The following is a 12,709-nucleotide window of genomic DNA, read 5'->3' on the forward strand; positions in this document are numbered from 1 at the left end:
GGAGCCCGACTGTACAGGCGCTATACGGCGCAACCTCTCCGTTTCCGGAACCCGTCGTCCGCCCATGAGCTGGCTTCCCAAATCACCGAAAGCGCGTCGTCGCCTGTGGGTCGTGGCCGCCGCCGCACCGGTGTTGGCGCTCGCCGTCGGCCTGTCGCTTTGGGCCATGCAGGACAGCGTGACCTATTTCTTCTCGCCGTCGGAGGCGACGGCGGACGCCGCGCCGGCCGGTCGGGTCATCCGCCTTGGGGGACTGGTCGAGGCCGGCAGCGTCGAGCAACACGGTACGATCGTCGCCTTCTCCGTCACCGACAATGCCGCGACCAGCCAGGTGATCTTTGAGGGCGACCTGCCGGACCTGTTCCGCGAGGGGCAGGGGATCGTTGCGCAAGGCCGGTTCGGCCCCGACCGCGTGTTCCACGCCGATACCGTTCTGGCGAAGCACGACGAGAACTACATGCCGCGCGAGGTTGCCGACCGGCTGAAGGAAAAGGGCGAATGGCGGCCTGAGGGCGGCGCATCGACGGCACGGCCTGTGCAGAGCCAAGCCCTGTGATCGTCGAATTCGGCGGCTTCGCGCTGATCCTCGCCCTGATGCTGTCGGTGCTGCAGACCGGTCTGGCGGCGACCGGCCGTTGGCGTCGCAGTCCCCTGCTGGCCGGCGGAGCAGAAGGCGCGGCGATGGGCGCAGCCCTGGCCACGGCCCTGGCGTTCGGAGCCCTGATCTTCGCCTTTGCGACGTCGGACTTCTCCGTCGCCAACGTCGCCAGCAACAGCCACACCGACAAGCCGATGCTCTACAAGGTGGCCGCCGCCTGGGGCAGCCACGAGGGGTCGCTGGTCCTGTGGTGCCTGGTCATGACCGGGTTCGGCGCGGCCCTGACGCGTGCCAGGGGGCTTCCGTTCGGGCTGAAGACCTCGGCGGTCGGGGTGCAGGGCGGGCTGGGAGCCCTGTTCCTGGCCTTTGCGGTTTTCACCTCCAACCCGTTCGCGCGGATCGACCCGGCGCCGTTCCAGGGCATGTCGCTGAATCCTCTGCTGCAGGATCCGGCGCTCGCCATCCATCCGCCCCTGCTCTACGCGGGCTATGTCGGTTTCTCGGTGACCTTCTCCCTGGCCGTCGCCGCCCTGATCGAGGGCAAGGCCTTTTCCGGCTTCTGGCCCGCATGGGGACGCTGGGTGCGGCCCTGGGCCCTGGCGAGCTGGGTCTTCCTGACGGCCGGGATCACCCTGGGCGCCTTCTGGGCCTACTATGAGCTCGGCTGGGGCGGCTGGTGGTTCTGGGACCCGGTCGAGAACGCCAGCTTCATGCCGTGGCTGGCGGGCACGGCGCTTCTTCATAGTGCGGTGGTGACCGAGCGGCGCGGGGCGCTGGCGGGCTGGACCGTGTTCCTGGCGCTTCTGGCCTTCACCTTCTCCATGCTGGGCGCCTTCCTCGTGCGATCGGGCGTCCTGACCTCCGTGCACGCCTTCGCGGTCGATCCGGAGCGGGGGCTGATGCTGCTGGGCATCCTGGGCTTCACAGCCGGGTCGGCCTTCGCCCTGTTCGCCTGGCGCGCGCCCCAGCTGAAGGGCGGCGGGCTGTTCGCCCCGGTCAGCCGCGAGGGCGCCCTGGTGCTGAACAACCTGTTCCTGACGGTCGCCGCCGTGACGGTCCTGCTGGGCACCCTCTATCCGCTGATCCTGGAGGCGGCGACGGGCGCCACCATCTCGGTCGGCCCGCCCTATTTCGCCCTGACCTTCACGCCGTTGATGGCCGTGGCCTTCCTGATCCTGCCGGCCGGGCCGCTTCTGGCCTGGAAGCGCGGCGACCTGAAGGGGGCAATGCAGAGACTGGCTCTCGCCGCGGCGCTTGCTATCGCCTGCGGCTTCGTTGGCTGGCTGGCGTTCGAGCCGAGGAAGGCCTTCGCGGCCGCGGGTCTGGCCGTCGGGGCCTGGCTGATCCTCGGGGCGCTGGCCGAGGTGGTCGAACGGGTGCGCCTGTTCCGGGCTCCGCTGGCGGAGGTCGGCCGTCGGGCCAGGGGCCTGCCGCTCGGCGCCTGGGGCATGACGCTCGCTCATGCCGGTCTGGGCCTGTTCGTGCTCGGCGCCGTGGTCGAGACCGGCTTCAAGGTCGAGGCCGCCGCCCCCCTGCCCATCGGCGGGGAGGTCCATGCGGGACGCTGGGTGGTGACGCTCGACAAGGTCGAGATCGTCGAGGGCCCCAACTATCTGGCCGAACGCGGCACGCTGACGGTGGCCTCGACCGATGGCCGCGCCGTCCCGAGCACCGTCACGGCAGAGCGCCGTTTCTTCCCCGCCGGGGGGCAGACGACGACCGAGGTCGGGCTCGATTTCCGGGGCCTGGACGACGTCTATGTCGTCATGGGCGAGCGCCGTAGCACCCCTGAGGCGGCCCAGGCCTGGACCGTTCGGGTCTACTACAACCCGTGGGCGCGGCTGATTTTCCTCGGGCCGTTCGTCATGGCGCTGGGAGGGGTGCTGTCGCTGTTCGATCGACGGCTGAGGCTGGCGGTGGGCGGGCGCAGGCGGGTGGCTGCATGAGCTCCCATTCTTCCGTGCATCCCCTCGAAGGCGGGGACCCAGGTTTTAGCCAAGACTGCGGCGTCTCGGTTCACGGGCAACGCGCGCTCGGCGCCGCTGATCGCCCAAAGCACTGGATCCCCGCCTTCGCGGGGATGCTCGGATTTGTATTGGTCATATTGCTGGCAGCCCTGACCCTGTCCGGCCCCGCCCTCGCCCAGGAACCCGCCGCCCCGCCGGACCGGCCGCTGGCCTCGCCGGGTCAGGAAGCCCGCGCCCAGGCGATTTTCGAGGTCGTGCGCTGCGTCGTCTGCCAGCACGAATCCATCGCCGACAGCCCGGCCGGGATCGCCGGTGACATGCGCCGTCTGATCCGTGAGGAGATCGCCACGGGCGCCACGGACCAGGCGGTCAGGGACGATCTCGTGCGCCGCTACGGCGACTATGTCCTGTTCACCCCGCCGGTGCGGACCGGGACCTGGCTGCTGTGGTTCGGACCCGCCCTGCTGGCGCTGATCGGCGGTCTCGCCCTGTTCGTTTTCGCGCGTCGCAAGGCCGTCGAAACCGCGCTGCTTTCGCCCGATGAGGAACGTCGGCTGGCCGATCTTCTCCAAAGGGAAACGGTTCGCCCCGATCCTGACGCATCCGCGCCTCACGACGGGCGTTGAGGCGGACCAAGGGTCATGGCGCAATGGTTGGCGAAAGTCGCCATAGCCCTATATCACAAGGCGAAACGGGCGCCTGTCAGTCTTCTGGCCGGGCCCATTGAAGGATCGAAAACACACCGATGATGAAGCGTAAGGAATTCATCCTGGGGGCCGCCGTCGGCCTCGTGTTCGCCGCCGCCGCGACTGCCGGAGGCGTGATCGACTGGCCGGGCGCCAATGCCGCAGAGGCGAGCGGCCGACTGATCCCCTCCGCGGGAGCCTCGGGCCTCGCCTTCGCCCCGCCCCAGGGCGCCCCGCTGAGCTTCGCCGACATCTTCGACCAGGTGGCGCCCGCCGTGGTCCAGATCGACGTCGAGACCCCGATCGAACGCCCGCGCGGCGGAATGATCCCCATTCCCGGCCTGCCCGGCTTCGGCTTCCAGGCGCCGGAGACCCAGGAGCCCGGCGAGGAGGAGGAAGCGCCCACCGCCCAGGGCGCCGGCTCCGGCTTCTTTATCTCGGGCGACGGTTTCATTGTCACCAACAACCACGTCGTGGCCAATGCGACGAAGATCACGGTGCGGATGTCCGACGGCCGTGAACTGCCTGCCCGGCTGGTCGGTCGCGACGCCGACACCGACCTGGCGGTGGTCAAGGTCGAGGGCTCGGGCTTCAACTTCGTCAGCTTCGAGGAGGCCGCGGAGCCGCGCGTCGGCGACTGGGTGCTCGCCGTCGGCAACCCCTTCAGCCTGGGCGGAACGGCCACGGCCGGCATCGTCTCGGCCCGCGCCCGCGAGATCGGCGACAGTTCGACGCCCTACACCGACTATCTGCAGATCGACGCCGCCATCAACCGCGGCAACTCGGGCGGCCCGACCTTCGACATCTATGGACGGGTGATCGGCGTGAACTCGGCGATCTTCTCTCCGACGGGCGGCTCGGTCGGCATCGGCTTCGCCATCCCGGCCTCCATCGCCAAGACGGTCACGGATCGTCTGATGAGCGGTCGCGCCATCGAGCGGGGCTATCTGGGCGCTACGATCAGCACCATCACTGATGATGAGCGCACCGCCTACGGATTCCCCGCCGATTTCGAGGCGGCCTACATCGTCGACGTCACCGCCGGAGCCCCGGCCGATCGCGCCGGCCTGCAGATCGGCGACATCGTCACCTCGCTTAACGGGCGCAAGATCACCTCATCGACCGAGCTGACCCGTGCGGTGGGTCAGGCCGCTCCGGGCGACAACCTGCGCCTGGAGATCATTCGCGAGGGCCGGAATCAGGTTATCAACGTCCGCTCAGGGACGCGCCCGGCCGATATCCAGGCGGCACAGAATGGTGCGAACTCGGGCGAGCCCGAAAGCGCCCCCGATCGCCCCGCCCCGAGCGCTGGCGAGGTGGTCGAAGGCATGACCGTCACGCCGGTAAGCGAGGCCCTGCGCAGCCGCTTCAGCCTGCCTGATACGCTGAACGGTCTGGTGATCACCGCCGCCGCTCCGACGTCACGTGCGGGTCGGATGGGCTTCGAGCCGGGCATGGTCATCGTTCTGGCGGACCAGCGGCCGGTTCGGACCGCCGCCGATCTGCGTGCCGCCATCGCGCGCGTCAGGGAAGCGGGTCGCGAGGGCATCGTGTTGCTGGTCCGCACGTCGAACGGCAACCGCCCGGTCGTTCTGCCGCTGACGACGCCCGCCGCCGCCGCAGAGTAGTCCGCAGCCTGAACAAGCCTTAACTCCCTAAGTCGCCGCCGATGGGTTACCGTCGGCGGCGTTTGTGATTCCGGAGGGGCTGGCCTGTGAAAATTCTTGTGGTCGAGGACGACGCCGAGGCGGCCCAGGCGATGGTGCGCGGTCTGGCCGAGGCGGGTCACGTGGCCAGTCACGCCATCGACGGCGCCTATGGGCTGCTGGAGGCGCAGAAGGGCGACTACGACGTCTATGTGGTCGACCGGATGATGCCCCGCCTGGACGGCATCGGCATGGTCGAGACTTTGCGCAAGGACGGCGACCAGACGCCGGTCCTGTTCCTGTCCGCCATGGGCGAGGTCGAGGATCGCGTCATGGGCCTGAAGGCCGGCGGCGACGACTATCTGGTCAAGCCCTACGCCTTCGCCGAGCTGATCGCCCGGGTCGAGGCCCTGTCGCGCCGGCGCGAGACCGGCGGGGTCCAGACCGTCCTCAAGGTCGGCGACCTGGAGATGAACCTGATCGCCCGCACCGTGCATCGCGGGGCCTCGGAGATCGACCTGCAGCCGCGCGAGTTCCAGCTGCTGGAGTTCCTGATGCGCCACGCCGGCCAGTCGGTGACCCGCACCATGCTGCTGGAGAAGGTGTGGGAATACCATTTCGACCCCCAGACCAATGTCATCGACGTCCACATCAGCCGCCTGCGCTCCAAGATCGACAAGGGCTTCGACAAGCCGATGCTGCAGACGGTGCGCGGGGCGGGGTATCGGCTGGAGGCTTAAGCCGAAATGCTTTCTCCCTCCCCCTCGGGGGAGGGTGGCCGCGAAGCGGCCGGGTGGGGAGGGCCAGGCGACATGGCGATCATCGCTCGGGCGCGCGAGATGCGGAAGGCCCTGACACCGGCGGAAGCTCGTCTGTGGGTCGCCCTTCGTTCGCTTCGAGCCGAAGGTCTGCATTTTCGACGGCAGTGTCCGATGCGGGGCTACTATCTCGATTTCTTTTGCTGGGCGCGGGGGGTGATCGTCGAGGTGGATGGGAGCTCACATCACAACGAGGATCGTCAGCGTCAGGATCGTGTTCGAGACGCTGTTTTCGCCAGAGAAGGCCTGCTGACTTTGCGCTACGATAATCTGATGGTGCGAGATCGGCTCAACGATGTGATCGACGAGGTGCGTGCGGCCTGCCTTGCCGCCCCCACCCGGTCTCCGCTTCGCTCCGACCACCCTCCCCCGCAGGGGGAGGGAGAATAGTTCCCTGATGCGTCTCCCCTCCCTCTTCCGCCGCACGCCCTTCCGGCTGACGCTGCTGTTCCTCGTGCTGTTCGCGGCGGCGGCCAGCGCCATCCTGGCCTATGTCTATGTCGCCTCGGCCTCGGAGGCCCAGGCGCGGGCAGAGGCTGACGTGCGGGGCGAGTTGCAGACCCTGCGTGGCGTCTATGACAGCCGCGGTCTCGATGCGCTGAATGTCGCGCTGATCGACAGGACTCTGACTCGTAGCGCCTATGTCTACCAGCTGATCGACAAGGACGGGACCCGCGGCACCGGCAGTCTCAACGTGTCACCGTTCGACGCGGCTCCGGGTGCGGAGGAATGGACCACCTTCACCATCACCGACACCGATCCGGACGGTCGGGTGATCCGGCCCCAGGTGAGGGCCGTCCAGGTGCGGCTGGCGGGCGGCGAGGGGCTGATCGTCGGGGAATCCCTGGGCGATACCGAGGCCTATCTGGGCCGGCTGACCCAGGCGCTGTGGATGGCCATGGGTATGGTCCTGCTGCTCGGCCTCGGCGGAGGTCTGCTGATCAGCCGCAATCTGGAACGCTCCATGGGTCGGCTGAACGCCGTCGTCGGCTCCGTGCAGGACGGCGACCTGAAAGCGCGGGTGGCGGTGCGGGGGTCCGGCGACGAACTGGACGAGCTGGGCCAGGGGCTGAACGGAATGCTGGACCGGCTGGAGGCCTCCATGGCCTCGATCCGTCACGCCGGCGACGCCATCGCCCACGATTTGAGGTCGCCGCTGACGCGCATGCGAGCCAGGCTGGAGGTCGCCCTGATCGACGCCGAGAGCGGGCGGGTCGACGGCGTCGACGCGCTTCAGGTCGCGCTGGACGAGGCCGACACCCTGCTCAAGACCTTCAACACCGTGCTCGCCATCGCCCGACTTCAGGCCGCGGCCGGGCGCGTACCCGATGCTGCGGTGTTCGACGCCGCCGAACTGGCCGCCGACATGGCCGAGCTGTACGAGCCGGCGGCCGAGGACAAGGGGCTCGACTTCTCGGCCGAGATCGAGCGCGGCCTGATGATCGAGGGCGCCCGGCCGTTCCTGGCCCAGGCCCTGGCCAATGTCATTGACAACGCCATCAAATACACGCCTGTCGGCGGGGCGGTCATGCTGCGCGCGCGCCGGCGGTCCTCGGGCGAGATTGAATTCTCGGTCACCGACACCGGGCCGGGGGTGCCGGAAGAGGATCGCGGCCGGGTCATCGAGCGGTTCGTCCGCCTCGACAACAGTCGCACCGAGGCGGGCTCCGGCCTGGGCCTGTCTCTGGTGGGCGCAGTCATGGAGGCGCACATGGGCCGCATCCAGCTGGATGAGGGCCCCGGCGCCTATGGCGAGTCCGGGCCGGGCCTGCGCGTCGCCTTGGTCCTGCCGCCCGCGAGCGAGGAATGAGTTCGGCTCCCCTTGGCGAACGACTGGCGGCCTGCGGGCCGGTGGCCGATGCGGAGGCGGCCGCCCGTGCCCACGAACGGTTGTCCGGCAGCGCGGCGGAGGGCGGCTGGGGCACGCTGCTGGACACTGTCTGGCCGGCGTTACAGCCCGTGTTCGCCGCCTCGCCCTATCTGTTCGGTCTGGCGCGACGGTGGCCGGAGATGCTGCACGCGATCCTGACCGATGCGCCCGAGGTTCGGCTTGACGATATCGCCGCGCGCACCATCGCCTTGACCGGCGGAGCGGACGACATGCGCTCGCCGTTGCGGGGGTTGAAGGCGGAACTGCATCTTCTGACGGCCCTGGCCGATCTCGGCGGGGTCTGGGATCTGGATCAGGTCACCGGCGCGCTGAGCAAGTTCGCCGATGTCGCCTCGCGGGCGTCCCTGTCCGGCGTGGCCGAGGATCTGCGTCGACGCGGCAAGCTCCTGACCGCAGCCGACGACACACGCGGCCCCATTCCCGGCCTGTTCGGCCTCGCCATGGGCAAGCACGGCGCGTTCGAGCTGAACTATTCCTCCGACATCGACCTCAGCCTGTTCTTCGATCCCGAACGTCTGGCCCCGGTGCTGGCCGAGGGCACAGAGGCGCAAGGCCTGATGAACCGGGTGGCGCAGGGGGTGGCGTCCCTGCTGTCCGAGCGCACCGCCGACGGCTATGTCTTCCGCGTCGATCTGCGGCTGCGTCCAGATCCCTCCTCGACCCCGCCGGTCGTCACCGTGCCCATGGCGCTGGATTACTACGAGAGCGTCGGTCAGAATTGGGAGCGGGCGGCCTTCATCAAGGCCCGCGCCATCTGCGGCGATTTCGGTGCGGCGACCGAGTTCCTCAAGGCGCTGGTCCCCTTCGTCTGGCGTCGCAGCCTCGACTATCAGGCCGTGCTCGACATCCAGTCGATCAAACGCCAGATCCACGTCCACAAGACCGGCGAGGCGATGGAGGCGGCGGGCGCCAATCTGAAGCTGGGGCGCGGCGGCATTCGCGAGATCGAGTTCTACGCCCAGACCCAGCAGCTGATCCTCGGCGGCCGCGATTCGTCGCTGCGCAGTTCACGGACGGTCGATGCGCTCGCCGCCCTGGTCGCGAAAGGGCACCTGCCCGCCGAGGTCGCCGCCGAGATGACCGGGGCCTATGTCGAACTGCGGGGCCTCGAGCATCGGGTGCAGATGCTCGAAGACGAGCAGACCCATATCCTGCCTGCCGATCCGGCGCGCCGCGCGGCCGTCGCGGCCCTGGCGGGGCAGGGCGACCTGGCTGCGTTCGATGCCGGGGTCGAGGCCGTGCTGATCGGCGTGAACCGTCGCTACGGCGCCCTGTTCGAGGGCGAGGAAGAGCTGTCGTCACCGTTCGGCAGTCTCGTCTTCACCGGCGTCGACAACGACCCGGAGACCCTGGCGACCCTGGAACGGATGGGCTTTTCCGATCCGGGTGCGGTCGCCGATACCATCCGCTCCTGGCACCACGGCCGCATCCCGGCGACGCGTTCGGTGCGGGGACGCGAGCTGTTCACCCGACTGGCCCCCCGCCTGCTGACCGCCCTCGCCCGCACCGGCGCGGCCGATGCCGCCTTCAAGCGGTTCTCGGTCTTCTTCGCGGGCTTGTCGGCGGGGGTTCAGGTCCAGGCCCTGTTCCTGAACCAGCCCGAGTTGTTCAAGCGGATCGTCGGCGTCATGGCCTTCGCCCCTCGACTGGCGCGGACCCTCGGCCGCTATCCGGCGGCGCTGGACTCGATGCTCGACGCACGGTTCGACACCGAACTCGGCGTCAACACCGGCCTCTTCGATCAGATGGCGGAGGAGGCGACCGCCGCCGGGGATTTCGAAGGGGCGATGAACGCCGTGCGTCGCCTGCATCGCGAACAGGCCTTCCGCATCGGCATGCAGACCCTCAGTGGTCGGGTGGGGCCGCAAGCGGCGGGCATGGGATTCACCAACCTCGCCGACGCAGTGATGCGCACCCTGTCATCGGCGGCCCTGACGGAAACCGAGCGGCTGGGCGGAGCGATGCCGGGCGCGGTGGCTGTCATCGCCCTGGGCAAGGCCGGGTCCGGGGAGATGACCGCGGGATCGGACCTCGACCTGATGACCGTATACGGCGCGCCGTCGGACGCCGTGTCCGCCACCAAGGGTTGGTCGCCTGACGTCTTCTACGTCCGCTTCACCCAGAGACTGATCTCGGCCCTGTCGGCGCATACGGCCGAGGGGGGGCTCTACGAGGTCGATATGCGGCTCAGGCCCTCAGGGTCGAAGGGGCCCGTGGCGGTGCCGCTGTCGGGGTTCCAGACCTATTATTCAGACGAGGCTGCGACCTGGGAATTCATGGCCCTGACCCGGGCTCGCGTCGCCTGGGCCAGCGAGCCGGGGTTCGGCGCCGAGGTGACGGCGGCCATCGAGGCGGCGCTGTGCCGTCCGCGACCCGGAGTGGACACGGCCGGCGACGTGCGGGCCATGCGCGACCTGATGGACCGGGAGCGGCCGGCCAGGGGCTTCTGGGACCTGAAGCTGGTGCCCGGCGGGCTGGTCGACGCCGAGTTCGTTGGCCAGTTCCGCCAGTTGCAGACGGCCGCCGAGGGTGGACGTCTGAGCGTCTCGATCCTGGATCAGCTGGAAAGGGATCCGCCGCTGAAGGACGCCTGGGTCCTGCACCAGGCTCTTGCGCAGCTCCTCGCCTGCGCCTTTGACGACAAGGGCGATCCGGAGGCCGAGTCGGAAACCTTCCGGACCCGCCTCGCCGAGGCGGCGGGGGAGGCGGACTTCCCGGCCCTGCGCCTCCGGCTGGAGCGCGTGCGCAAGGCCGCGCGGGGGGCGTTCGAGACGGTGCTGCCCTCCCGGAGCGACGGATAGTCCGGACTGGCCCGTTACAGTTTCAAGACGGGGGTCTTGCGGACGCTTGCGCGGCCGTCCTTTTCGGAGACGAACAGATGAGGAAATCCACCCTGGCCGCCGGCGCCGCCGCTCTGGCCGTCCTGACTGCCGGCGCTGCTATGGCCCAGCAGGCGCAGACGCGGGGCGCCGGTGGCGACGCCGACGGCGACGGCCGGATCAGCCGTGCCGAGTTCGTCGACGGCCGGATCGCCGGCCTGACCGCCATCGACGCCAACCGCGACGGTTCGATCAGCGCCGAGGAGCGCCGGTCGGGCATGGACACGCGCCGAAACCAGCGCGTCTCCGCCCGCTTCGAGACGCTCGACACGGACGGCAATGGCGCCGTCAGCCGCGAGGAGTTCCCCGCTGCCCGCCAGATGCGCGGCGACCGCGCAGAGGGTGGGGCCCGTCACGGCATGCGCGGCCATCGCGGCGGTCGGGGGCACGGCGGCGCACGGGGTAGTGGCTCCGAGGCGCGCGGTCCCTTGGCCATCGCCGATGTCCAGACCCGTCTGACGGCCCGGTTCGACCGGGTCGACGCCAACCATGACGGCTTCATCACGGCCGAGGAACGCACGGCGGCCCGCCAGGCCATGCGCGAGCAGCGCCACGAGCGTCGCGCCGCGCGCCGGGCGTCGCCTTCGGCGCCCGCTTCGGAGTAAGAGGGTGGGGACGGTCGCACTTCCCTGGCCGTCCCGCCCCTTCGCCCGCCTGTCTGCTCGCCCGGAAAGGGACCGTTTGGCCTCTGTCGCCGACCCCGACGAGGAACTGGTGCGCCGCGTGGGTCAGGGCGACCCGGCGGCCATTCAGGCCATGGTGGCGCGGAAACTCCCGCGCATGCTGGCCTTGGCGCAGCGGATTCTGGGCGACCCTGCCGAGGCCGAGGCCGAGGACGTGGCGCAGGAAGCCCTGCTTAGAGCCTGGAAACAGGCGCCGCGCTGGACGCCGGGCAAGGCGAAGTTCGACACCTGGCTGCACCGGGTGGCGCTTAACCTCTGCTACGATCGGCTGCGTCGGCGACGCGAGGTTCCGACCGAGATTTCTCCGGATCGGCCCGACGAGGGGCCAGCCCCGGATCGCGGGATCATGACGGCCCAGCTGGGCGCGCAGGTGGATCGGGCCCTGATCGCCCTGCCGCAGCGCCAGCGCGAGGCCATTGTGCTGTGTCATTATCAGGAACTGACCAATATCGAGGCCGCCGGCCTGATGTCGGTCAGTATCGAGGCGCTGGAAAGCCTGCTGTCGCGGGGTCGCAGGACCCTGAGGCAGACGCTGGCGCATCTGGCCCCCGGCGCGGAGCCGGCGGTCGAAGGAGCACTACGATGACCCGCGAGGGCATGGACGAGACGCGCATCGGCGAACTGGCCGCAGCCTATGGGGGCGATGTCCGTCGCTGGCCCGAGAGCGTGCGCGACGCCGCGCGCGCATGGATCGAAACCCATCCGCTCGAGGCCGGACGTGCGCTGTTCGACGCGCGCCAGACCGACGCCGCCCTTTTCGCATCCCCCAATCCGGCCGTGTCCATGGATCTGCGGGATCGTGTCCTTGCCTCGGCCGTAGCGGCGAACCTGAAGGCGCGCGCCGGTTGGCCTTCGCTACGCAAGCTGCTTTGGATCGGGGGGGCGAGCTGGGCCGCCGCGGCCTGCGCAGGCGTGGTCTACGGCGCCAATCTGGGCGGCCATCTGGCGGCGCAGAGCCAGGCCGACGCCGTGCTCGACCAGGCCATGTTGAGCTTCGACGAGACCGAGGTGCTGGGATGAACATGCGCACCCTCGCCATCGTTCTCGGCGTCGCCCTGGCCGCCTCGGTCGCGGTGAACCTGTTTGCCGCGACCGCCGCCTACACGGCCCTGACGGGACAGGATCGAATCGAACGCCGTATGGACGGCAAGGCGGGGGACGAGTATCGCGCCTCGCCGCGCGAGCTGGTCGCTGCGCTCGATCCCGAGGTTCGCGGCCGTGTGCGTCAGGCGTTGCGGGACGCCGGCCTCGCCGCCCGGCCCGACTTCCAGCAGGCCCGCGCGGCGCGTCGGCAGGCGATCGCCGCCGCCGCCGCCGAGCCCTATGATCCGGTGCTCGTGGAACGACTGCTGGACCAGTCCCGCGCGGCCGAGATTCGCGGTCGCCGGCGTCTGGAAGCCGACACATTGACCATCCTCGGCACGCTGGAGCCGGCCGAACGCGCCGCCTTCGCCCAGATCCTCCGTCGCGGCAAGGGCGGCGGAGACGGCGGTCACGGCGAGGGTCGTGAGGGGACCAAGCCCGCGCCGCGCTAGAGTCCA

At 69.7% G+C, this 12,709-nt stretch carries 12 protein-coding genes; all 12 read left to right on the forward strand.

What is annotated here, in order from left to right; all coding sequences use genetic code 11:
• Nucleotides 1-64: 64 nt before the first annotated feature.
• The 12 genes from ccmE (at nt 65) to ACP7AZ_RS06405 (ending at nt 12,703) form a co-directional block, all read left to right on the forward strand.
• Nucleotides 65-556, forward strand: coding sequence for a cytochrome c maturation protein CcmE (gene ccmE, locus ACP7AZ_RS06350; protein WP_426037165.1), 492 nt, complete (start codon nt 65-67; stop codon nt 554-556).
• On the forward strand, nt 553-2,544 hold the full coding sequence (locus ACP7AZ_RS06355) for a heme lyase CcmF/NrfE family subunit (protein ID WP_426037167.1): 1,992 nt from the start codon (nt 553-555) through the stop codon (nt 2,542-2,544). Before ccmE ends, ACP7AZ_RS06355 begins: the two co-directional genes overlap by 4 nt.
• A 158-nt stretch (nt 2,545-2,702) precedes the next feature.
• Complete coding sequence (locus ACP7AZ_RS06360; RefSeq protein ID WP_426037169.1) at nt 2,703-3,191, forward strand: cytochrome c-type biogenesis protein; 489 nt, start codon at nt 2,703-2,705, stop codon at nt 3,189-3,191.
• A gap of 119 nt (nt 3,192-3,310) precedes the next feature.
• Nucleotides 3,311-4,879, forward strand: a complete 1,569-nt coding sequence (locus ACP7AZ_RS06365) for a trypsin-like peptidase domain-containing protein (protein WP_426037171.1) — start codon at nt 3,311-3,313, stop codon at nt 4,877-4,879.
• An 86-nt stretch (nt 4,880-4,965) separates the two neighbouring features.
• On the forward strand, nt 4,966-5,637 hold the full coding sequence (locus ACP7AZ_RS06370; protein WP_426037173.1) for a response regulator transcription factor: 672 nt from the start codon (nt 4,966-4,968) through the stop codon (nt 5,635-5,637).
• Nucleotides 5,638-5,709: 72 nt separating this feature from the next.
• Entirely contained in the window at nt 5,710-6,105 is a 396-nt protein-coding gene (locus ACP7AZ_RS06375) for an endonuclease domain-containing protein (RefSeq protein WP_426037175.1), read from the forward strand.
• A gap of 7 nt (nt 6,106-6,112) precedes the next feature.
• On the forward strand, nt 6,113-7,525 hold the full coding sequence (locus tag ACP7AZ_RS06380) for a sensor histidine kinase (protein WP_426037177.1): 1,413 nt from the start codon (nt 6,113-6,115) through the stop codon (nt 7,523-7,525).
• A complete protein-coding gene (locus ACP7AZ_RS06385) occupies nt 7,522-10,407 on the forward strand; it encodes a bifunctional [glutamine synthetase] adenylyltransferase/[glutamine synthetase]-adenylyl-L-tyrosine phosphorylase (RefSeq protein ID WP_426037179.1) in 2,886 nt (961 codons plus the stop codon). The genes ACP7AZ_RS06380 and ACP7AZ_RS06385 overlap by 4 nt, the downstream gene beginning before the upstream one ends.
• A gap of 77 nt (nt 10,408-10,484) precedes the next feature.
• Nucleotides 10,485-11,090: an EF-hand domain-containing protein gene (locus ACP7AZ_RS06390; RefSeq protein WP_426037181.1), complete on the forward strand. Its 606-nt coding sequence runs from the start codon at nt 10,485-10,487 to the stop codon at nt 11,088-11,090.
• A 76-nt stretch (nt 11,091-11,166) separates the two neighbouring features.
• Entirely contained in the window at nt 11,167-11,754 is a 588-nt protein-coding gene (locus tag ACP7AZ_RS06395) for an RNA polymerase sigma factor (RefSeq protein ID WP_426037183.1), read from the forward strand.
• Nucleotides 11,751-12,188 carry a hypothetical protein gene (locus ACP7AZ_RS06400; RefSeq protein ID WP_426037185.1) on the forward strand — a complete coding sequence of 146 codons (438 nt, stop codon included), beginning with the start codon at nt 11,751-11,753 and terminating at the stop codon, nt 12,186-12,188. Before ACP7AZ_RS06395 ends, ACP7AZ_RS06400 begins: the two co-directional genes overlap by 4 nt.
• Nucleotides 12,185-12,703, forward strand: coding sequence for a periplasmic heavy metal sensor (locus tag ACP7AZ_RS06405; protein ID WP_426037187.1), 519 nt, complete (start codon nt 12,185-12,187; stop codon nt 12,701-12,703). The genes ACP7AZ_RS06400 and ACP7AZ_RS06405 overlap by 4 nt, the downstream gene beginning before the upstream one ends.
• The last annotated feature ends 6 nt before the right edge of the window (nt 12,704-12,709 follow it).

The sequence above is a fragment of the Brevundimonas sp. DC300-4 genome (assembly GCF_049897365.1).
Lineage (GTDB): Bacteria > Pseudomonadota > Alphaproteobacteria > Caulobacterales > Caulobacteraceae > Brevundimonas.

Excerpts from the sequence above, each read along its gene's own strand:
- ccmE (WP_426037165.1), top strand. The coding sequence starts at position 65 with ATGAGCTGGCTTCCCAAATCACCGAAAGCGCGTCGTCGCCTGTGGGTC.
- ACP7AZ_RS06365 (WP_426037171.1), top strand. The coding sequence starts at position 3,311 with ATGATGAAGCGTAAGGAATTCATCCTGGGGGCCGCCGTCGGCCTCGTG.
- ACP7AZ_RS06375 (WP_426037175.1), top strand. The coding sequence starts at position 5,710 with ATGGCGATCATCGCTCGGGCGCGCGAGATGCGGAAGGCCCTGACACCG.
- ACP7AZ_RS06380 (WP_426037177.1), top strand. The coding sequence starts at position 6,113 with ATGCGTCTCCCCTCCCTCTTCCGCCGCACGCCCTTCCGGCTGACGCTG.
- ACP7AZ_RS06385 (WP_426037179.1), top strand. The coding sequence starts at position 7,522 with ATGAGTTCGGCTCCCCTTGGCGAACGACTGGCGGCCTGCGGGCCGGTG.
- ACP7AZ_RS06390 (WP_426037181.1), top strand. The coding sequence starts at position 10,485 with ATGAGGAAATCCACCCTGGCCGCCGGCGCCGCCGCTCTGGCCGTCCTG.
- ACP7AZ_RS06400 (WP_426037185.1), top strand. The coding sequence starts at position 11,751 with ATGACCCGCGAGGGCATGGACGAGACGCGCATCGGCGAACTGGCCGCA.
- ACP7AZ_RS06405 (WP_426037187.1), top strand. The coding sequence starts at position 12,185 with ATGAACATGCGCACCCTCGCCATCGTTCTCGGCGTCGCCCTGGCCGCC.